Origin of the sequence: Pontibacter pudoricolor (genome assembly GCF_010092985.1) — a bacterium.
Classification (GTDB): Bacteria; Bacteroidota; Bacteroidia; order Cytophagales; family Hymenobacteraceae; genus Pontibacter; species Pontibacter pudoricolor.
Genome location: NZ_CP048106.1, coordinates 3,719,622 through 3,740,745, shown reverse-complemented (window position 1 = coordinate 3,740,745; position 21,124 = coordinate 3,719,622). Strand labels below are relative to the sequence as shown.

General features: G+C 43.8%; 23 protein-coding genes. 7 read left to right on the top strand and 16 right to left on the bottom strand.

Annotated elements, in window-relative coordinates:
- Window positions 1–182 precede the first annotated feature (182 nt).
- Window positions 183–752 carry a hypothetical protein gene (locus GSQ66_RS16225; protein ID WP_162428422.1) on the top strand — a complete coding sequence of 190 codons (570 nt, stop codon included), beginning with the start codon at window positions 183–185 and terminating at the stop codon, window positions 750–752.
- Between the two features lie 58 nt (window positions 753–810).
- Here GSQ66_RS16225 and GSQ66_RS16220 read toward each other — a convergent pair whose 3' ends face one another.
- The 14 genes from GSQ66_RS16220 to mazG all read right to left on the bottom strand — a co-directional run bounded on the left by GSQ66_RS16220 (window position 811) and on the right by mazG (window position 13,210).
- Window positions 811–1,020: a hypothetical protein gene (locus tag GSQ66_RS16220; protein ID WP_202923367.1), complete on the bottom strand. Its 210-nt coding sequence runs from the start codon at window positions 1,018–1,020 to the stop codon at window positions 811–813.
- A 170-nt stretch (window positions 1,021–1,190) separates the two neighbouring features.
- Window positions 1,191–1,382, bottom strand: a complete 192-nt coding sequence (locus GSQ66_RS16215) for a hypothetical protein (RefSeq protein WP_162428421.1) — start codon at window positions 1,380–1,382, stop codon at window positions 1,191–1,193.
- A 79-nt stretch (window positions 1,383–1,461) separates the two neighbouring features.
- A complete protein-coding gene (der, locus tag GSQ66_RS16210; RefSeq protein ID WP_162428420.1) occupies window positions 1,462–2,775 on the bottom strand; it encodes a ribosome biogenesis GTPase Der in 1,314 nt (437 codons plus the stop codon).
- Window positions 2,776–2,845: 70 nt separating this feature from the next.
- On the bottom strand, window positions 2,846–3,733 hold the full coding sequence (gene era, locus GSQ66_RS16205; RefSeq protein WP_162428419.1) for a GTPase Era: 888 nt from the start codon (window positions 3,731–3,733) through the stop codon (window positions 2,846–2,848).
- A gap of 1,226 nt (window positions 3,734–4,959) precedes the next feature.
- Window positions 4,960–6,603: a tetratricopeptide repeat protein gene (locus GSQ66_RS16200; protein ID WP_162428418.1), complete on the bottom strand. Its 1,644-nt coding sequence runs from the start codon at window positions 6,601–6,603 to the stop codon at window positions 4,960–4,962.
- 59 nt (window positions 6,604–6,662) lie between these two features.
- A complete protein-coding gene (locus GSQ66_RS16195) occupies window positions 6,663–7,604 on the bottom strand; it encodes a PstS family phosphate ABC transporter substrate-binding protein (protein WP_162428417.1) in 942 nt (313 codons plus the stop codon).
- Entirely contained in the window at window positions 7,594–7,851 is a 258-nt protein-coding gene (locus tag GSQ66_RS16190; protein WP_162428416.1) for a hypothetical protein, read from the bottom strand. Before GSQ66_RS16190 ends, GSQ66_RS16195 begins: the two co-directional genes overlap by 11 nt.
- 127 nt (window positions 7,852–7,978) lie before the next feature.
- Entirely contained in the window at window positions 7,979–8,593 is a 615-nt protein-coding gene (locus GSQ66_RS16185; protein WP_238395727.1) for an energy transducer TonB, read from the bottom strand.
- A 65-nt stretch (window positions 8,594–8,658) separates the two neighbouring features.
- The gene (locus tag GSQ66_RS19025) at window positions 8,659–8,814 is read right to left on the bottom strand and encodes a hypothetical protein (protein WP_238395726.1); all 156 of its coding nucleotides are present in this window, start codon (window positions 8,812–8,814) and stop codon (window positions 8,659–8,661) included.
- 200 nt (window positions 8,815–9,014) lie between these two features.
- Complete coding sequence (locus tag GSQ66_RS16180; RefSeq protein WP_162428415.1) at window positions 9,015–9,836, bottom strand: energy transducer TonB; 822 nt, start codon at window positions 9,834–9,836, stop codon at window positions 9,015–9,017.
- A 2-nt stretch (window positions 9,837–9,838) separates the two neighbouring features.
- On the bottom strand, window positions 9,839–10,366 hold the full coding sequence (locus GSQ66_RS16175; RefSeq protein WP_162428414.1) for an ExbD/TolR family protein: 528 nt from the start codon (window positions 10,364–10,366) through the stop codon (window positions 9,839–9,841).
- A gap of 18 nt (window positions 10,367–10,384) precedes the next feature.
- Complete coding sequence (locus GSQ66_RS16170) at window positions 10,385–10,990, bottom strand: ExbD/TolR family protein (protein ID WP_162428413.1); 606 nt, start codon at window positions 10,988–10,990, stop codon at window positions 10,385–10,387.
- A gap of 19 nt (window positions 10,991–11,009) precedes the next feature.
- The gene (locus GSQ66_RS16165; RefSeq protein WP_162428412.1) at window positions 11,010–11,882 is read right to left on the bottom strand and encodes a MotA/TolQ/ExbB proton channel family protein; all 873 of its coding nucleotides are present in this window, start codon (window positions 11,880–11,882) and stop codon (window positions 11,010–11,012) included.
- A gap of 518 nt (window positions 11,883–12,400) precedes the next feature.
- Window positions 12,401–13,210 carry a nucleoside triphosphate pyrophosphohydrolase gene (gene mazG, locus GSQ66_RS16160; RefSeq protein WP_162428411.1) on the bottom strand — a complete coding sequence of 270 codons (810 nt, stop codon included), beginning with the start codon at window positions 13,208–13,210 and terminating at the stop codon, window positions 12,401–12,403.
- A 125-nt stretch (window positions 13,211–13,335) separates the two neighbouring features.
- Here mazG and glmM point away from each other — a divergent pair, with 125 nt between their 5' ends.
- The 4 genes from glmM to GSQ66_RS16140 all read left to right on the top strand — a co-directional run bounded on the left by glmM (window position 13,336) and on the right by GSQ66_RS16140 (window position 17,186).
- On the top strand, window positions 13,336–14,730 hold the full coding sequence (gene glmM / locus GSQ66_RS16155) for a phosphoglucosamine mutase (RefSeq protein WP_162428410.1): 1,395 nt from the start codon (window positions 13,336–13,338) through the stop codon (window positions 14,728–14,730).
- Between the two features lie 134 nt (window positions 14,731–14,864).
- Entirely contained in the window at window positions 14,865–16,007 is a 1,143-nt protein-coding gene (locus GSQ66_RS16150; RefSeq protein WP_162429109.1) for a cysteine desulfurase family protein, read from the top strand.
- Between the two features lie 78 nt (window positions 16,008–16,085).
- The gene (locus GSQ66_RS16145; RefSeq protein ID WP_162428409.1) at window positions 16,086–16,667 is read left to right on the top strand and encodes an LOG family protein; all 582 of its coding nucleotides are present in this window, start codon (window positions 16,086–16,088) and stop codon (window positions 16,665–16,667) included.
- A 15-nt stretch (window positions 16,668–16,682) separates the two neighbouring features.
- Entirely contained in the window at window positions 16,683–17,186 is a 504-nt protein-coding gene (locus tag GSQ66_RS16140) for a hypothetical protein (RefSeq protein ID WP_162428408.1), read from the top strand.
- Window positions 17,187–17,256: 70 nt separating this feature from the next.
- On the opposite strand, the gene hemH is transcribed toward GSQ66_RS16140, so the two are convergent.
- Window positions 17,257–18,285: a ferrochelatase gene (gene hemH / locus GSQ66_RS16135; RefSeq protein WP_162428407.1), complete on the bottom strand. Its 1,029-nt coding sequence runs from the start codon at window positions 18,283–18,285 to the stop codon at window positions 17,257–17,259.
- 329 nt (window positions 18,286–18,614) lie between these two features.
- Between hemH and GSQ66_RS16130 the strand changes: the two genes are divergently transcribed.
- Both GSQ66_RS16130 and GSQ66_RS16125 read left to right on the top strand, forming a co-directional pair.
- Complete coding sequence (locus GSQ66_RS16130) at window positions 18,615–19,628, top strand: dipeptidase (protein WP_162428406.1); 1,014 nt, start codon at window positions 18,615–18,617, stop codon at window positions 19,626–19,628.
- Between the two features lie 224 nt (window positions 19,629–19,852).
- A complete protein-coding gene (locus GSQ66_RS16125; RefSeq protein WP_162428405.1) occupies window positions 19,853–20,512 on the top strand; it encodes a hypothetical protein in 660 nt (219 codons plus the stop codon).
- A 17-nt stretch (window positions 20,513–20,529) separates the two neighbouring features.
- Here the strand turns inward: GSQ66_RS16125 and GSQ66_RS16120 are convergent, their stop codons facing one another.
- A complete protein-coding gene (locus tag GSQ66_RS16120) occupies window positions 20,530–21,090 on the bottom strand; it encodes a DUF4142 domain-containing protein (protein WP_162428404.1) in 561 nt (186 codons plus the stop codon).
- Window positions 21,091–21,124: the final 34 nt, after the last annotated feature.

The window sequence follows — 21,124 nt, the reverse complement described above, 5'->3', positions numbered from 1 at the left end:
AAAATGGCGGATTAAATTGCCGCTGCTATTATCTTTCAGGTCTTAAAATAAAACTATCACTACTATACTCTAATGCAACAACTATAGTTTAAAGCGATAGTATATCAAAAAAAGAAACAGGTATCTTGTAAACTACAGCAAGCATGGCCTGTGTTATCTTTTAACGTTAGAATTTTACGTTTATGCATACAATAGAGCCTTTTTATAACTGGCTGGAACTATACAGCGCTTCCGAAGACCCGCGCTCGCCACTGTATGGCACCGAAAATAACCTTTCGCAATATACCAATACCATTTATGGTTATTACATCCATCCGCAATGGGACGAGATGGATTCTGAAACGCTATTCATTAAAATATTATTTACAGACTATGAGCTGGGCTTTGCCGTGATCGAGTTTATAGGCGAGTGGAACGACACGCTTCATAACGACATTATGAAACTGAAGCGCAACATTATAGACCCGATGCTACACGAGGGCATTAAGCATTTTGTCCTTATCGGCGAGAACGTATTTAACTTCCATGGCTCCGAAGACGATTACTACGAGGAATGGTTTGAAGATATTGAAAATGGCTGGATCGTGGCAATCGGTTTCCAGGATTTTGTACTGAACGAGATGAAGAACTATAACCTGGACTATTACATGAACTATGGCGGTAACCTGGAAATGGTAAACTGGCGTACCCTGGCTCCCAAACGACTTTATGCGTTACTAAATGCCATGATGCAACGGAGGCTGGGTACTTAAACTATAAAGGCGGCTCCAGAATACCAGAGCCGCCTTTATAGTTATTGTTTGTAACTTCTTATTGAACAACAGTAGTAGTATCGTCCATGTCATCTGCAGCATCTTCCATATCGTCTGCAGCTTCTTCTGCATTATCTTCCATCTGCTCTGCATTTTCTTCTGTCTGGTTTTCAGCAGGTGAATCGCAAGATGCAAAAGAGAACAGGCCAGCGGCCATTAGCATAAAAATAGGCTTTTTCATGATGTATTTGTTTTGGTTAAAATCCATGTATTATAGCTGCCTGCTTTTAAGTAAAAAAGCTTTCAGCGAACATGACAACGAATACGGGAATACATCTATATAGTTTTAAAATATATAGTTTTAAAAGCAAAAAGGCACCTGATAACTCAGGTGCCTTTTCTTTCCCTGGCCATGCGCCAGGCGGTTACTGTTGCTAATTAAAGAGCAGCAGAAGCTGAATCAACTGGAACAGTTGTAGTGTCAACTTCCATTGAAGTTGTGTCTTCAACTACAGTTTCTTCTACTGTAGTTTCAGTAGTTTCAACTTCAGTAGCTGTTTCTTCTGCATTGTTGCAAGATGCGAAAGCGAAAAGACCAGCAACGAATAATAAACCGAATACTTTTTTCATGATGTTTTGTTGTTTTTTTGAAAACGAGTTACAAATATAGAACTATATTCTAATACTCTAATCTTCTTCTATTTATTTTTTATTTCTTTTTGAACAAGACCTTTATCGGCACGCCTTTAAAGCCAAAATGCTCCCGTATGCGGTTCTCAAGATAACGCGTATAAGGCTCTTTGATGTACTGTGGCAGGTTACAGAAAAAGGCAAATGTAGGGTTATGCGTCGGCAACTGCGTTACATACTTAATTCTGATAAACTTACCCTTAATGGCTGGCGGCGGATACCTGTCAATATCAGGCAGCAGGGCATCGTTTAATTTAGAAGTAGGTATTTTCTGTGTCTTGTTATCGTACACTTCCATGGCTACCTCAATAGCTTTGTGTATACGCTGCTTGGTAAGCACCGAAGTAAAGATAACCGGCACATACTTTATTGGCGCAATCTTATCCAGTATCTCCTCTTCAAACTCTTTCGTTGAGTTGGTATCTTTCTCAACTAAGTCCCACTTGTTTACCAGTATAACAATGCCTTTGCGGTTCTTTTCGGCCAGGGTAATGATGTTTACATCCTGCGCTTCAATTCCACGGGTGGCATCCAGCATCACGATACAAACATCGGCGTCTTCCAGAGCGCGTACTGAGCGCATCACTGAATAAAACTCGATGTCTTCGCTTACCTTGCTCTTACGGCGCAGACCAGCGGTATCAACTATAATAAACTCTTTACCAAATGCATTGTAGTGCGAATGGATGGCATCGCGGGTTGTTCCGGCAATATCTGTAACTATGTTACGCTCTACGCCCAGCAGCAAATTCACAAAAGATGATTTACCAACATTTGGGCGGCCAAGTACTGCAATCTTAGGAATACCGGCAGTAGGGTCTTCGATGCCTTCGTCTTTAAAGTGCTTTACTACTTCATCCAGCAGGTCACCGGTTCCGGAACCGCTCTGCGAGGAAATAGCGAAGATCTCTCCATCAATACCCAAGGAGTAAAACTCGCCTACCTGGTGCGCACGTGCGTTTGTATCGGCTTTGTTGGCTACTACATAAATTGGCTTATCTGAGCGACGCAATACGCTGGCAAATTCTTCGTCCAGACCTGTAAGGCCGGCATCCACGTCTACCATAAACAGGATCACATCGGCTTCTTTAATGGCCAGCTCTACCTGCTTGTTAATTTCACCTTCAAAAATATCGTCGGAGCCGTGTACGTAGCCACCAGTATCGATCACAGTAAAGTACTTACCGCACCACTCACCGTGGCCGTAGCTTCTGTCGCGGGTTACGCCGCTTTCGTTATCCATAATAGCCTGCCGACGTCCGACAAGGCGGTTAAATAAAGTAGATTTACCCACATTTGGGCGACCTACAATAGCAATAATGTTTGTTGACATTATTAAGTGTATAAAATAATTAAAGTGCCCCCGGAGCACCTTGCCCCGAAGCTTTACTACATGCGCCTACTTACTCGTTATAGCCAAATCGCCTTAAAAGCTTTTGGTCTGTTCGCCAGTTTTCGTTCACGCGCACATACAAATCAAGAAATATCTTTTTCTGGAAGAACTGTTCCATATCAATACGGGCCTGTGTACCCACCTTTTTCAGGGCTTCGCCTTTATTGCCGATCACAATGCCTTTCTGGCTTTTGCGTTCCACACTTATTTCAGCCCTGATACGGATGATCTCTTCTTCCTCTTTAAACTCCTCTATCACCACTTCGCAACTATAAGGAATCTCTTTTTTATAGTTCAGGAAAATCTTCTCCCTGATGATCTCCGACACAAAGAAACGCTCAGGCTTGTCAGTCAGTTCATCTTTCGGGTAAAAGGCCGGATGTTCCGGTAAATAATGCAGCAGGCGGGTAAATAATTGATCTAAACCAAAGTTGTGAAGTGCCGATATCGGGTGAATTTCCGTCGGGTTCATTTTCTCCTGCCAGTACGCTACTTTTTCGTTTACCTCCTCTTCTGTCGCCTGGTCAATTTTGTTTATCAGTAACAGAATAGGCACCTGCGCATATTGCAGTCTTTTGATCACATCATCTTCGTCGTGCTGCTCATAAATATCCGTTACAAACAGAATTACATCCGCATCCTCCAGCGAGGTGCGCACAAAGCTCATCATCGACTCGTGCAGGGCATACTGTGGTTTAATGATGCCGGGCGTATCTGAGTACACGATCTGGAAGTCGTCGCCATTCAAAATACCCATGATGCGGTGGCGCGTAGTCTGTGCCTTTGATGTGATAATGGATAGCTTTTCGCCCACCAGCGCATTCATCAGCGTAGATTTACCTACGTTCGGCTTACCAACTATACTTACAAAACCGGCCTTGTGCGGAGTCTCTGCCATACTCTGAAATTTAAGGATGCAAAATTACTTCTTTTTTACGAGACCGCCTGCCATTAGCCTAATAATTGATTGACTGGTTGATAGGTTTGATCTGAAGCTTATAGTTATTTCATACAAGGCGTCAGTTAAGGTATGTTATTTGTGCTATAGTTTCTCCTTTGTCATTTTGAGTATTCTTGAGACGCGAGTCGGAAAAAGCCGGTCTATCTGTGAGAAATCTTGATTCTATAGTTTTTCTTTTGCCATTTCGAACACCGTGAGAAATCTGAGTTCTATAGTTTGCTACTCTACTTTTCAAACCTAGCCTTTTCTTTTATAGCTGCTTCTAATCCTGGGAGCTCTACTTACCTATAGTTTCAATCTAACTTTGGTGCCCTCACGGCCGGGAGGCCTCGTCTTTAGGTATCGCGCTGCTGCTTTCTTGCTACCCTCGCTCTGCTCGTGTTGCCTGGCGGCACCGCAACAAAGCAAAGGCGCTCAACCCAAAGACTGCGATCAGTTCGATAGTTAAACTATAGTTTGTTTGAACAGCTATAGTTGCATCGCAATATCGTGGCTGTATTTCCGTAGGGACAGGTGGCGACCTGTCCTGTCCGTGGATGGACTGTAACTATAGAACTACAAGTCAAACTATAGCAAAGGCAGAAATTCCCCTCTTGGGAGGGCAGGGGTGGGTTAAAACAGCAGCAATAAAACTATAACCTAAACTATAGCAAAGGCCAAAAGCTCCTTCCCCTGTTTTTAGGGGAAGGCTGGGAAGGGGTAAAACCACAACTATTGAACTATAGCCAAAACTAAAGTAGTAGCCCAATCCCAAAAAACCCTTAAATCTCCCTTAATCCCGGTTCAGACAATGCCTGTCCCTGACGGGCCAGTTGAGTCAGGAGACTCAACGCCATAGTTAAACACGAGCGAGGACGCTCGCGCCAGCATCATAGATTATGTAACTATAACTTCAACTATAGCAAAGACAAATAACTTTCTTTAGCAAATGGTATTAGAGTACTCACCTTGATCCTGGAAAGATCTGGCAGTTACCTCTTAATTTTAGTGAGAGGAACAGAAAGTGGTGAGTACCAACCAGAAGTGCGGCTTAATGCTGGTCTAAAGGAGAAGAATCCGTAAGCATGAAAGGTTTACATTATGAGCTTCGGTTTACCTATAAAACAGGAAAGCCTGCTCCAGTGGAGCAGGCTTTCCTGTTTTATAGGTAGCTAGCTGGTAGCTTACTTTTTCTTAGCAGACTTATTGATCTCAGCAAGAGCGGCTTTTGCCTGTTCGTTGCTGCCATCTAACTTAAGTACTTCCTGGTAATGCTTAACAGCCAATTCTCTGTTTGGCTTAACTACATAATAGTAGTAACCCAGATAGTTATTAGCGTCAACCAAAGCAGCTTTATACTTATCTGGTTCAGCGCCAGCCAGTTTAATAAACTCCTCAAAGTGAGGCTTAGCTAAACCACCTGTGCTTTCAGTATCCAGGTTAGCATTCGCAAGTCCTCTCCAGTAATGACCATATGCATACGTAGGGTTACTTGTTGTAACGTTTGCATATGTCTCATCAGCCTTCTTAAAGAATTCTATAGCTTTCTGCTCGTTTTTAGCTTCTCTTGCTTCCGCACCTGCCTGCATGTAGATATTACCCATGTAGTAGAAGTCAGCATTTGAAGGCTCCGTTTTCTCACGCTTCTTGTTGTAAACTGCTACAGCTTTATCATACTGGCCCGCTTTGGCGTAAGCCGAAGCAAGTTCCTGGTAAAGCTCTACCTTATCAGGGTTCATATCAAGTGCCTTCTGCAGGTTCTCAGTAGCTTTGGCGTGCTGGTTATTTTTGCTCAGGATACGGCCATAGTACTCATAGTCTTCAGCAATAAGCTTATCCTTACCAACTTTTTGTATGTAGCTTTCCATAGCCTGTAATGCTTTGTCTGGCTGGCCTAATTCTAAATAAGAATAAGCCTGTAGACGGTTCATTACAGTATTGTCCGGATCAGTCTTCAGAACTTCCTGCACCTCTTTCAGCGTCTGGTCATAGTTTTTCGTCAGGAACAGGAATGATGCATATTTTGCTTTGGTTTCAGGAGAATCCTCAGCCATATCAACATACTTTTTAAATGTAGATAGTGCTTTGTCGTACTGACCGGCAAAATAGTATAGTTCACCAAGGTCTCTGTAAGCCGGCGCATAGTTAGGATCGATCTCGATCGCTTTCTGGAATGCCTGCTCAGCTTCCGTATAGTTTCTTGATCTGGTATATAACTGGCCTCTTCTCAGGTAAGCTTTCGGATTGTTGCCGTCAATTCGGATAGCGTTATCGTAGCTGGTCATCGCTTCACCACCTTTTTTAAGGTCGAGTTGAGCATCACCCAGCATCAGGTAAGCCGTTGTATTGTTTTTATCACGCTGAACAGCTGTCTGCAGGTAACCTATAGCTTTCTGCAGATCGGCATCTGTACGCTCCGGAGCACTTAAATAGCCCTCTGCTACAGCTGCAAGCACATCTGCATCTTTAGACTTGCTAAGCTTAAGTGCCTGCGAAAATTGCTTTTCGGCTTCGGCTCTGTTTCCCTGGTCCATAGCAACTTTACCTAAACCGGCAAAGTTGATTGCCGACTTTTTGTTTTTGGCTATGCCCTGGTTAAAGTAATAAGTAGCTGAATCTAACTTTTCAGTTTTAAGATATATATTACCTAATGCATAGTAAGCATTATCTGCTTTCTTATCGTTAAGCTGCTTTTTATAGATAGATTTTGCCTCTTCATAGCGCTCCAGGTCTAATGCTTTCTTTCCCGCATCTCCTGACTGTGCAAAAGCAGCAGCAGTTGGAAAGGCAGTGGCCATCAGAAGGATATACTTCCAGTTGTTTGTCATTGTAATCTGCTTGTTAAGGTTATATTAAAATGTACTAAAATTGAGTTAAGGTTCTTCGTTTATTGTATGCCAATTACGCGTACTGGCATTGTGGCAGGCACCAGGCCCGATTTAAGTATTATACGTTGTCCCTTGTCTCCTGCAACGTATGATGCAAAACCTGTGCCAAGGCCGGCGCGGCCTTCTGTACTTATGATATAAAGATACCGGCGCAGAGGGTATGTGCCTTGTGCAATGTAGGCCTGATAAGGCTGGTAATAACTTTCTGTAGTGCGTGGTAAAGGTTCTGCACTTATACCTACAACTTTAATTCTGTTCTGGAAACCTACTACTGTGCTGTCATCAAAATCGCTGATCCAGTTCACTCCGATAACACCAAGTGCGTTCTCATTTTTCTCTACATAGTCTATCAGTGCTGCATGCGATTCGGCTGCAAACGTATTTGATGGCAGTTTATGATCCGCTATCAGTGAATCTTTTACAAAACGCGCTGTTCCCGAATTATTGTTATCGAAAACTATAGTTATGTCTTTTAATTTGCTATCCTTGTTTAGTTGCTTCCAGGATTTTGTTTTGCCACCAAAGATGGATTTTAACTCGTCAAGTGTAAGCAGCGAGTCCGGGTTGCTTCTGTTCACGATTACAGCAACGGCATCTATCGCTATTTTCGTAATTCTGGGTATTCTTTTTTTCTTTTCTATAACGGCCTCTTCTTCCGGGGTCAGCTTCCGCGACAGCACGATTACCCTGATACTGTCATTCAGCATATCTTTTATAACATCTCCTTCGGGCTTATACACAGCTTCTACGTCAGCACGCTTATAAATCCCCTCAAAAGTGCTAACCTGAGTTTCAATAATTGGCTTAAAAGATTCGTCAACGCTGATTTTTACCTTACCTGATGTAGGGGTATCAGTTGGGGCATCGCCGGACTTGTTACCACAGCCTGTGTATACAAGTGAACCTGCAGCGAGCAGGACTGCCCAGAATTTATTCTTCATACCTTCTTCTATCTTTTTGGGAACTGGTCTGGTATACTCTTATAAACCTGAAAATGCCATACAATATCAATACGCCACCAAGTATGTATCTAAACTTCGAAGGTATGTTCAGGCCCGAGGATTGCTCGTCTGTAAAGATCAGGTACACACCTAATACAATATACAAGGTAGTCATCAGCAGCCCGAAAATTTTTACAAATTTTGCAAGGAAACTGGTATTGGTTTTAGGTCTTTCTGGTCTTATCATGCTACACTTTGTAGTAACATACGCATTTATTAACCACTAAAGTTAATGGTATCACACCAAATATGAAAGCAGAGGCCATAAAAGCTTCTACTTTTATGGCCTCTGCTTTATACTTATAATTTAATTTTTAGTTCCTGAGCGAGAATTTAATAGGTAACGTGTAACGAACTGCCACCGGTATCCCGTTTTGCTTTCCGGGTTTCCAGCGTGGCATGCTCTTTATTACACGCAGCGCTTCGTCGTCTGTCCCAAAACCCAGGCCTTTTAACACTTTAACATCTTCAATCTCTCCGCTACGGCCTACTACAAAAGTAACAACTACTGTCCCTTCTATTTTTTCGGCTCTGGCTGCTGCCGGGTAGTTCATTTTTCTGCTCAGGTATTTGCTCATGGCACTCATGCCGCCAGCATATTCCGGCATTTCTTCAGCAAAGTCAAGTACACTGTTTTCAGGTGCTTCGTTACCTGTACCGCCATCTATGCCTGTCAGGTCATCAGATGGAACTATAGCTGGCAGGTCTGCGGGATCAATACCTTCTATCTTCTTTGTTCCGAAGTCGGCATTTTTCAGATCTTCCTGATTTGCAAGTTCTACCTCTTTAATAGGCGCGTTGTCAGGCACCACTTTGGTTTTAGCATATACTTCCGTAGCTACTTCTACTTTCGCTGGTGCAACAGGCGGTACTATTTCCTGCTGCTTTTCTACTGGCGGCGGTGGCAGAACTATAGTAACCGGCTCCATAATATCATAAACCGGTTTTACATATTTTTCAGGTGTTGCAAAAAACGCATTGTTGACTATTGGACTTATAAGCCCCCTGAAAAGATAACTATCGCAACTATAGCTGCTATAATTATGTGCCTGTGATAAACGCGACGCAGCTTATAGGCGCCATACGCTTTGTTCCTGCCTTTAAAAACAATGTTGTTAAAGGTCATGTCGAATAAATAGCTCTCTTTCATGGGCTTTGGGTTTTATAGTTTAACAATGTATCAGGTGATCATTTTCAGATATGCTTATGGTTTTGGTTTATAGATGTATTTATAGTATAAACTGAATATACGCTTTTTAAATTAATTAGTATGCATGCTGAATATATTTTTTTAAAACAAAAAACCCGACTAATTTCTTAGTCGGGTTTTTAAACTATAGCCAGGCTATATTATTTGATCGTGTAACGAACAGGAACTGTAAATCTCACTGGTACAGCTCGACCATTCTGTTTACCTGGATTCCACTTCGGCATCGACTTAACTACGCGCATCGCTTCTTCGTCAGTTCCGGCTCCTAACCCCTTCAGTACTTTAACTTCAGAGATCTCACCTGTTTTACTAACAACGAAGGATACAACTACAAGTCCCTCGATACCGGCTCGTTGAGCTGCTGCAGGATAGCGAATGTTCTTCGCAATATACTTCTGCATTTCAAGTTCACCTCCAGGGAAGGTTGGCATCTGCTCCACATATTCGTAAGGCTTCTCTTCAACTACCTCTGCAACTACGTCGCTGGTACCGTCGATATCACCTAAATCTGGTGGAACTCCTTTAACACCTTCCACAGTTTTTGTACCGGCATCAATTTCCTTCAGTACTTCTACATCCGGAATTTCTTCCTCTTCACGCACTTCTTCGTCACGCTTAACTACAGGAGGTGTATACTTCACTGTAGCTGCCACTGGCGGTGGCGGCGGCGGAAGATCCGGCGGTGGCGGTGGCGGTGGCGCCTGTTCTTCCAGTGGCGGTGGTGGGGCAAGATCTACCTCTGTAATAATCCGCTCATCTATCACTTCTTCTTCATCGCCAGCTATCATTTTGCTTATCAGTGGAATACTGATAAATAAAGCAAATAAGATAGTAGCAATTATAGCAGCTTTTGTGATATGGCTATTATACAGTTTGCGAAGTAGATAGGCACCATAAGCTTTGTTACGTCCGGCAAAGACGATATCATCAAGCGAGGCTTTTGCTAACTTACTTTCGTCCATATCTATTGTCCTAATTTAGTTTTTACCAATTGCTTATCCGTGTCGGTAATGTCAACAAGGGCAAATTTCTTGGTATCCGTAATTCTCAACTCATCCAGGATGTCAACCATGTTCTTGTAGCGCGATGTCTCCAGTGGCTTGATCATCACGGTCATCTTAGGGTTTGACTTCACACGTGGCGAAACCAAAACTTTACGGATGCCTGCTGCTGAATAATCAGTCTCTACCACTTCCGGGTTCTCCTCAGGAGCACCTAAACCGAAGTAATAGAACACCTTATCATCCTCACCAAGTATGATCGTCATTGCGTTACTTGCCTTTACAGGAATCTGGTTTTCAGGGTTATCTTCTTTCACAGGCATGTTAATTTCCATGGTCTGTGGCTTACTGAATGTTGTTGTAAGCATGAAGAACGTGATCAGAAGAGCTGCAAGGTCTACCATTGGCGTCATGTCAATTTTGGTAGAGTGCTTTTTGGCGCGTTTCTTACCACCTTTACCAGAGGAGGCTTTTTCTTGTATTTCTGCCATTTCAGTATCTCCTTTCTATTATAAAGATTTTGGTCTGGCTTCCATATCAGTAACCAGGTTGAACCGGTTTACCTTCTGGTCCTGAAGGGTTTCGATTACCTTCTGTACCGTCGAATAACTTACGTCAACGTCGCCTTTGATCGCAATCACAACCTTTTGGTTTAGCTTGCGCGTCTCCAGAATCCAGTCTCTTAACTGGTTGTTAGTAGAGTCAAGCGGAATGCCAGGCTGGTTCACGTTCTTGCGCTGCGTGCCATCCATCGCCAAATAAGATTTCAGCTGATTTACCGGAACACCGAAGTTGCTTAAAAGAGAGAAAGTCTTGCTTTCTTTCTCATTGAAACTCACCCCGTACTTACTCGCTATCTTGTCTAGTAAAGCCTTCTTTGTCTGCTGGCCGTCTACCCCGAAAAACACACGGTCGTTTTTGTCAACCGTTAATGTGATCACGTTTGCATCAGGTAATTTAATTTCTGACACGGATGAAGGGGTATCTACTATCACGACTTCCTCTTCCCTTGCGGTCGCCGTTAGCATAAAGAAAGTAACCAGCAAGAAGAATAAGTCCACCATTGGCGTCATGTCCAATGAAGGGTTATTTCTTTTTACTTTTACTCTAGGCATTTCTTTGTGTTAAGATCAATTAAACAGTTTGTTTTCTTACAGTCTCACCAGCTGAGTCGTGCTGAGCAGCGAAAGTAGAGATGATGCTGAAACCAGCTTCGTCAATGCTATACGTTAACTCATCAATCTTGCTGGTGAAGTAGTTGTAAGCGATGATCGCAAGGGTAGATCCTGTAATACCTAGTGCTGTGTTGATCAAGGCCTCAGAGATACCGTTTGATAGTGCAGTTGCGTCTGGAGAACCTGATGCTGCAAGAGCCGAGAACGCTTTGATCATACCAAGTACAGTACCGATCAGACCAACTAGTGTTGAAATAGAAGCGATAGTTGAAATAACAACCAGGTTCTTCTCAAGCATTGGCAGTTCCAGTGAAGTAGATTCTTCGATCTCTTTCTGGATAGCAGCAATTTTCTCAGCTTTTAGAAGCTCAGGCTCGTTCTGCATTTCTTTGTACTTAAGCAGACCTGCTTTTACTACGTTACCAACAGAACCTTTCTGAACATCGCAGGCAGCAATTGCACCGTTGATATCACGCTGGTTTAGTTTAGCAGAAATTGTACGCACGAAGCCTGCTACGTTTTTAGTACCTTTTGCTTTGCTGATTGTAAGTACACGCTCGATAGCGAAGATAAATACCATTAGTACAAGAGACATCAGGATAGGAACTACCCAACCACCTTTATAAACGATAGCTAAATAGTTACCTGGAAGCGGATGATTTTCGTTGCTACCACCTTCGAAGTTTGCACCGTTACCTAATACGAACATATAAATAAGTACGCATATTATAACGGCAACTGGAATAACGATAGTGGCAAATAAAGAACCTCCCGAGGTATTCTTTGTTTCTACATTAGCATCTTTGCTCACTACTGCAGTCTTTTTTTCCATTTTGATTAAAGTTTAAAGTTTAGCTGTTTGTGTTGTAAATTAAATTGATTGTGTAATTATAAAAATGTAATTGTTTCAGTTTTAGTTCTTTAACTACTAAATTTTTTAAAATTAAAAGCAGATCCAGAGATTAATTGCAGCTGCATTCAGGTATCAGACCCGGAGATGATTTAACCTTTTAAGCACAATAAACAGGTGCGCATCTACAAATCTATATAATTTCAAATATTATCCAAAGCATAAATACCACTCCGGATTCATTATCTCAAAAAACTTCAATATAAAAATTGAGCACTACCATTATACATAGCTGGCATACAATTGTTGCATTGAAACATAATTTGAGAGGGTAACAGAAAGAAGTTACAACTCCCTAATCTGTCAGGAACTATAACTTCTTATGCGATACTCCGACTAAATTCAAATGGCACTAAATAAAAAAGTTAGCAATTCCGTTCTCTTAAAACCTGAAAGTGCGGTTTAAATATAGGGAATGAATTTTTAGGTTGTATGCTCACCTACTTGTTTTTTGCTTTATTCCAGTAAAAGTCCATTTCTTCCAAGCTCATATCCTGTAATCTTTTACCTTCCTTTGCTGCTTCTGTCTCCAGATACTGAAACCGGCTTATAAACTTCAGATTGGTTCGCTCCAGTGCCTCCTCCGGGTTAATATCTACAAAACGTGCAAAGTTGATGAGTGAAAACAGCAAGTCTCCGAATTCGGCTGTAGCCCGCTGCTTATCTATAGTTGTTGTGTCGTGCACATTAAATTCTTCTTCAAACTCGCTTAGCTCTTCCTGCACTTTTTCCCACACCTGGCTTTTATCATCCCAGTCAAAACCGGCACCGCGGGCTTTTTCCTGTATGCGCATAGCTTTTACCAGCGCCGGCAACGACGATGGCACACCTCCCAGCACCGATTTGTTACCTTCCTTTAGTTTCAGCTGTTCCCAATTTCTTTTTACCTCCTCTTCTGTATCTGCTGTTACGTCGCCGTAAATATGTGGGTGTCTGAAGATAAGCTTCTCGCAAAGCGAATTTAAAACATCGGCAATGTCGAAGGCTTTTTGCTCAGAAGCAATTTTTGCATAAAACACCATGTGCAGCATCAGGTCGCCTATCTCTTTCTTTATCTCCGGCATATCCTGCTTTAAAATAGCATCCGAGAGTTCGTAGGTTTCTTCTATCGTTAAGTGGCGCAGGCTTTCCAGGGTTTGCTTGCGGTCCCATGGGCACTTCTCGCGCAGGTCGTCCATCACATCCAGCAGGCGGTTAAAAGCCTGCAGTTGTCTGCCACGTGGGGTGTCATCAAAAAAAGTTTTATCCATAAGGCAAATATACTAAAATACGGCTTCAGCTGTTTGCATGGTACTCAGGCAGGTATAAATTGCGTGAAAGTATAAAGTATAAACCTAAATATTGCTACTTTTGCAACCCATAAACATTAATACAAGTGGCTTTAATAAAATCAATTTCAGGAATTAGAGGAACGATAGGCGGGCAGGCAGGTGAAGCACTTACCCCTGTGGATGTGGTTAAATTTGCCGCAGCCTACGGTACCTGGGTACTGCAGACTACCAACAATAACAATACTATAGTTGTTGGGCGCGATGCACGTATCTCCGGCGACATGGTAAACAAGCTGGTTTGCGCTACCCTTCAGGGCTTAGGCATAAACGTAATTGATGTCGGGCTATCAACTACACCAACTGTGGAAATGGTAGTACCTGAGTTAAAAGCGGGTGGTGGAATTATACTGACAGCCAGCCATAACCCGAAACAGTGGAATGCCTTAAAACTTCTTAACTATAAAGGGGAGTTTATTTCGGATGCGGAAGGCAAACTGGTGCTGGAACTGGCCGATAAAGAAGCTTTTGAGTTTGCTCAGGTAACAGAACTGGGTACGTATACCCAGCGCGAGAATGCCATTGCAAGACATATCGAAACGATACTGGCGCTGCCTTTAGTAGATGTTGAGGCTATTAAAGAGAAGAAATTTAAGATAGCTATAGATTGCGTTAACTCTACGGGCGGTATTGCAGTGCCAATGCTGTTAAAAGCCTTAGGTGTTAAAACGATAGAGAAACTATACTGCGAGCCGGACGGACATTTCCCGCATAACCCGGAACCGCTTCCAGAGAACCTGCGCGAGATTTCTAAAGTGATTGAGAAAGGCAAGTTTGACCTGGGTATAGTGGTAGACCCGGATGTGGACCGCCTGGCGTTGATAAACGAAGACGGCAGCATGTTCGGCGAAGAATATACGCTGGTAGCTGTTGCTGACTATATCTTAAAGAATAAAGTAGGAAACTCCGTTTCTAACCTATCCTCTACTAGAGCGTTGCGTGACGTGACCGAGAAAGCGGGAGGCAACTATTTTGCCGCCGCCGTTGGCGAAGTAAACGTGGTGAACATGATGAAGGAGCAGAACGCTGTGATTGGCGGCGAAGGTAACGGTGGCATCATTTACCCTGAACTGCACTATGGCCGCGACGCACTGGTTGGTATTGCTTTGTTCCTGACGCACCTTGCAAAATCTGGTTTAAGCATGACGCGCCTGCGAGCCAGTTACCCTAATTATTATATCTCTAAAAACAAGATTGAGCTTACGCCGGATGTGGATGTGGATGCTGTGCTTACTCAAATGCAGGAGCGCTACGCCAAACAACCTATCAATACGATAGATGGTGTAAAGATCGAGTTTGATAAAGAGTGGGTGCACCTGCGCAAGTCTAACACCGAGCCGATCATCCGTATTTATGCAGAATCGGATAGCAACGCGACTGCCGACCACCTGGCTAACAAGATCATTGCAGACATCAAGGAAATAATTTCAGCGAAAGCATAATGTGTTGTTGTAAGTATACATCTTAACAGGCAACCTAAACGCGCCAAGGAGAGAAATTCAATTTCTTTCTCCTTGGCGCAACTTTTTTTAATACTTTAGTAGTTCGTTATATAGTAATGCAAACCTTTACCGACATGCGTGTATATTTAGATAATGCTGCCACCACTCCTTTAGACAAGGAAGTTTTTGATGCCATGGCCCCTTTTATGCTGGAACACTACGGAAACCCGTCTTCTATCCACTCACATGGCCGGGAGGTAAGGGCAGCTATCGAGAAAGCACGTAAAACGGTAGCCTCGTTACTAAACACCTCCCCTGCTGAGATCTTCTTTACATCAGGTGGCACTGAGGCCGACAACTCTGCTCTGGTTTGCACGTGTCGCACCTTTGGTATAAAGCACGCAATCAGCACCAAACTGGAGCACCACGCGGTTTTGCATACTATGGACATGTTGGAAAAGCAGGATGGCGTGCAGGTAAGCTACCTTCGCCACGACGAACGCGGCACCCTGGACCTGGAGCACCTGGAAGAACTGCTGGCCAACCAGCCACAAACTATAGTTTCGATCATGCATGCCAACAACGAAATTGGCAACCTGAACAACATTGAAGCTATCGGGGAGATCTGCAGAAAATATAATGCCATCTTCCATTCGGATACGGTGCAGACCATGGGCCACTACAAGCACGACCTGCAAACGCTGGGTGCTAATTTTATAGTTGGTTCGGCGCATAAATTTCATGGGCCTAAAGGAGTTGGTTTCCTGTACTGCGATGCAAACTATAAAATTCAGCCGTTGATACAGGGCGGAGCGCAGGAGCGTAACATGCGTGGCGGCACCGAAAATGTGTACGGTATTATTGGCCTGGCAAAAGCGCTGGAAATTGCGTACCGCGACATGGAAGACCACATGCGTCACATTCAGGGCCTGAAAGCCAGGATGATCTATAAACTGCGTGAGCAGATGGAAGATGTAAGCTTTAACGGTTTGTCGGAGTTTGGCGACAAGAGCCTGTACACGGTACTTAATGTAAGCCTGCCTGCATCAGATATGAACGAGATGTTGCTGTTTAGCCTAGATATTGCCAAAATATCTGCCTCGGGTGGTAGCGCCTGCAGCAGTGGCGCCAATGCCGGTTCGCATGTGCTGCGTGCCCTTAACGTTGACCCTTTGCGTGGTTCGGTTCGTTTCTCTTTCAGTAAATACAACACCGAAGCTGAGATTGACTACGCCGCAGAGACCTTAGCCAAAATGTATAATAAGGTTACAGCATAAAAGTTATAACTATAAACAGAGCTCCGTCAGAAATGGCGGAGCTTTCCTTTTCCCGGTTTTTAAATTCAGTAAAGAGTAATGAGAAGTATAGGCGTTTTCTGTGGGGCAAACACAGGCCGGAATCCGGTATATAGCGAGGCATCAGCTGCTTTAGGTAAATTAATGGCCGAGCAAACTATAGCAATTGTGTATGGTGGTGGCAATGTTGGGCTAATGGGGATAATAGCGGATGCTGTGCTGGAACACGGTGGCAAAGCAATTGGCGTGATTCCGCAGAGCCTGGTAGACCGCGAAGTTGCCCACACTGGCCTGCACGAGTTACATGTGGTAGAAACCATGCATGAGCGCAAAGCTATTATGGCTGCCCGGTCCGATGCCTTCATTGCCATGCCCGGCGGTTTCGGCACGTTCGATGAGATCTGTGAGATCATTACCTGGAACCAACTGGGTATTATTAAAAAGCCGGTGGCCTTCTATAACATCAATGGCTACTATGATAGATTCTTTGAGATGATCAGCCATACGGTTGCGGAAGGATTTGTAAAAAAAGATCAGCTGGACAAGCTTATAGTAGAAGCTGATCCTGTTATATTGCTGCAAAAATTACGTGTATTCTCTGATGCTTCTTCAGATTACTGGGTCGACTTTAAACGAATCTAACCACCCTAAGACAAATTGAGCCTCCCTGTTTACCAGAAAGCGGTTGTAAAGTATAAACTGCTTTTGCTTGTCGTGTTTTTACTACCCTTATCTTCATTAAAAGCGCAGGATGTATTTTCGGTTGGTCCGGCCTTTCATTTTAATTTTGGCGACAAAAAGCCTAAGATAAGCTGGGGCGTGGAAGCTGCCTTGTGGTGGTATGAAGATAACAACGTCCCGGTAAGTGCCAACCTTGGTTTTGATCGCCGAAAAGGAAGCACGATACTCTATACCCAGGCACAAACCGGTATAGGAATCGCCGGACTTTCCGCAGGACCATATGTAGAGTTCAGAAAAGAGGAACCAACTATAGTTGGCCTGCAAACCGATTACTGGGTAAACTACTACCTGGGTTTAAACTATAGAGTAAGATACAATAAGGAGGGGACCAGGAAAGCATTCGGCCTTTACATTAAAGCACCTATAGTTACAGACCCTGAAGAAAATAGTGACGGTGACGACGACTGGGACTGGGACTAACCATCTACAAAACAAAAGGGCCGGCAACATTACCTGTTACCGGCCCTTTTCTATAGTTTAAATGCTGAGCTTAATTTTCCAGCACTAAGGATTTAACTGCTTCAACCCAGGTGTCGTTTGAGTTAAGACTTTCTACGAGCTGCCATTTTTCGCCGCCCGCATGCTCAAACATCTCCTTAAATTCTTCGCCTACTTCTATCGTTGTTTCCAGGCAGTCGGCCACAAAGGCGGGGCTGAATGCCAGCACTTTTTTAATTCCTTTGGCAGGAAGCGTTTTCAGAACTTCGTCGGTGTATGGTTGCAGCCATGGGTCTTTTAACAAACGGCTCTGGAAAGTAACAGTATACTGGTCTTCGGTTATGCCAAGCTGCTCGGCCAGTAGCCTTGATGTTGCAAAGCAGGCGGCGCGGTAGCAGTATTTGTTGCGCTTGTTATAGCTGTTGCAGCACGAGCCGAGTTTACAATAGCCTTTGTCACTGCCTTTTAAAACCTGTCTTTCCGGCAAGCCATGGTAACTAAAGATCACATGATCGTAATCATCCTGTGCCATATGCTGCTTGCCCAGTTCAGCAAACGAATTTATAAAGCCCGGATCATCGCAGAAAGAAGAGATGAAGTTTATGCTCGGGATTACCCACCACTCTTTTACGATCTCCATTACCTTATCCTGCACCGACCCTGTAGAGGCCGCCGCATATTGCGGGAACAATGGCAACACTATAATCCTGTCTACACTTTTATCGCGCAGCTCCTCTAAAGCACTTTGTATACTCGGGCTCTGGTAACGCATGCCAAAAGCTACATGGTAATCATTGCCAAGGGCAACCTGCAGTTTCTCTTTCAGGTCTATGCCATGAAAAAGTAAGGGAGAGCCACGTTCTGTCCAGAGTTCTTTGTAAACCTTTGCTGATTTTGGAGCCCTGAAAGGAGCAATAACACCATTTATCAGGAAAAAGCGCCCAACCGGGTTTATGTCTATTACGCGCCTGTCCATCAGGAATTCGCGCAGGTATTTTCTTACATCAGGGGTTTCTGCTGTGTCCGGAGTTCCGAGGTTTACCAGCAAAACGCCAATTTTACCTATATTTTTTTTGCTCATGTAAAGTATAGATGCTTATCAGCTTCAAAGATACAAACTATAAATCTATCAGTTTTATGAGAAATATCACTGTTCCCAAACCGCATGTACTGTTTATCAAAAAAATAAGTACGGAAAATGTTTATACTTACTGTAACTATAGGTTCTAATTTGCACAACGCTGGACTATAAAACGTGTCTGGCTTACTCCTGAATCTATCAATTTATAGTTAAATCTATAGTTGGTGACAATGGCAGCAACTATAAGACCCGGTACGTTAATTACTTTTGAGCTACCCAAACATAAAAGCATCTGCTACCCGTATTACAACCCAAACAACGTTAAACCTATGAATACTCCGACTCCTGCCCAACTTCCGATCATTGACCTGCACTGCGACCTGTTAGTTTACCTGACCGATGTGCCGGGCTCGATGCAGGATAACGTGGAAGAAATAGGATGCGCGTTGCCCTCGCTGGCCCAGGGAAACCTGAAGCTACAGGTAATGGCGATTTACTGCGCTACTGCACCCGGCAGCACCAACTATGCAAAAAAGCAGAGCGAAGCCTTTAAGCTGTTAGCTGAAGCCGACAATAACCTTACACCCGTTACCAACCCCGACCAACTACAGCAGGCCTTACAGGCAAATACAACCGGCATGGTGGCAGCCATCGAGAATGCATCCGGGTTTTGCGAAGAGGACGAGCCACTGGAAGAGGGGTTTAAGAAACTGGAAAAGATAATTAACGATGTTGATCGCGTACTCTACATCAGCATGACCCATAGTTTGGCCAACCGGTTTGGCGGTGGCAACTATACCACACAAGGCATTACCCGCGACGGAAAAATGCTGCTCGATTACATGCACGGCCGCCATATTGCCATCGACATGTCGCATACCAGCGATGCACTGGCCTATGATATACTGGAGCACATTGATAAAGAAAAGCTGGACATTCCGGTTATTGCCAGTCACTCTAATTTCAGGCAGGTGTGGGAACATGCACGCAATTTACCCCGCGAGCTTGTGCAGGAGATCGTGCACCGTAAAGGCCTGATCGGCATGAATTTCCTGCGGTCTTTCCTGAACGATGATAAACCTGAAGCGATATTTGAGCACATTATGCATGGCTTTGCAAATGGTGCGGAGGATGCTATCTGCTTCGGAGCAGATTACTTTTACACCGCCGACGAAAAGTACGCTGACCAGCAGCCCTTTTACTTCCCTGACCTGGTGCATGCCGGCGTAAGCTATAGTTACATCCTTAAAAGACTGCAGCACCAACTCAGCCCGGAACAACTGCAAAAGCTGGCTTACGGAAATGCGGTACAGTTTCTGGAGCGTATCTGGACAAAACCTTAACATGGCATAAACTATACTTTCACGAAAAATAACAACTACAACAAAAATTACAACAAATTATATATCAACAACATACAATCCATCGTTAAAAATATATACTATAGTTTACTAAACTTTCTATATAGAAGGGTTGCCATATCTCCGGAAATGACGTATACGCACCAAAGCCTTTTCAAAAATAGTCATGCTATACAATTGAGTTTCGTACATCAAGCCGAACCAACATGGATACTCCGGAATATTCGCCTTACTACGTTCAGATAAATGAACTCTACATCGATACAGTAGTAATCGACGATACGGAGTTTATAACCCTGTGGTGTTTTACCATGTTGGATGATGAGTACAAATTCATTTACCTGGGCTGCGACTTCACGCAGTTTAACCAGATACTATTGGCGGCCGGCGAAAAAGGCAAAGAGATATCGCTGCACTTGGCCAACATCCTCAACAAACCCTACGACATACCAACCTTAATACCTATAAAAGAACAGTTTGATGAGTACCTGGAACTGCTCGGCTTTGATATTATAGTGTATGAGCCAATGGCCGTGGAAGATGACATGGAAATTGATTTTGAGGACGACGATGACACCCCGATAGAAGAAATATTTGGCGCCCGCCAGAACAAAACGTCGCAGAAATACCTGATCTACCAGCTCGACAAACTATACCCGTCTAAAGTATTTGAGCCCGAAAAACTGGCCAAAGATAAACTGACCGAATGCTTTGAAGACGACTCGCTGGAGCTGGCCCAACTATATTACGATTACCTGAACGCCATTGAAAACGGCTACGAAGAAGCGGAAGCCCGACAGGTAGCAGGCCTGGAACGCGACCTGTTTTTCAGGATGGCCCGCAAAGCTTCGGAACTCTGGAGCTGATATTACCCAAACTATAGTTAATCCACTTCTTTTACGGTATCTACCTCAGCATAAAATTGCAGCTGGCCGCGCAGGCGTGCCCGCATCGTATTCAGCCACTGGCGCAAAGCAGGGTCTTCGGTTTCGCTTAACGTTTCCTGGTAGCGGTTTAGCTGGGCTTTGTGGTTAAGCACGAGGTACTCCAGGTAACGTTTCTCAAACTCCTTTCCTTCCAGCAGTTTAAACTCTTCTACCATTTCTTTATCGGAGCCGGTGAGGCTATCCGGCAGTTGTATGTGCTTATACTTCTCAGCTATGCTGCGCAGCCTTGTCAGCGCTTTTGAATGAATGACCAATGCGCTGTCGGCAAAAGTAAGCACCATCGAATCCTGCGACTTTTCGGAGGCCAGTTTACCTAGTTCGGTTTGTAGCATACTGGTACTGGCAGCATAATCCCAGAACATGGGGCTTGGCTCGTGCCTGTCTAATGTATAGGTTACTTCGGTGGTATCACTTTGAGAGGTTCTCTGCTTGTCGCAGGCCTGCAGAGAAAGAAATAAAAGAACTAAGGCAAGGGTTGTCAGCTTATTTGTAAACATGGTGGTGTCGCGGGTTTAACTCTTATAGTACGCA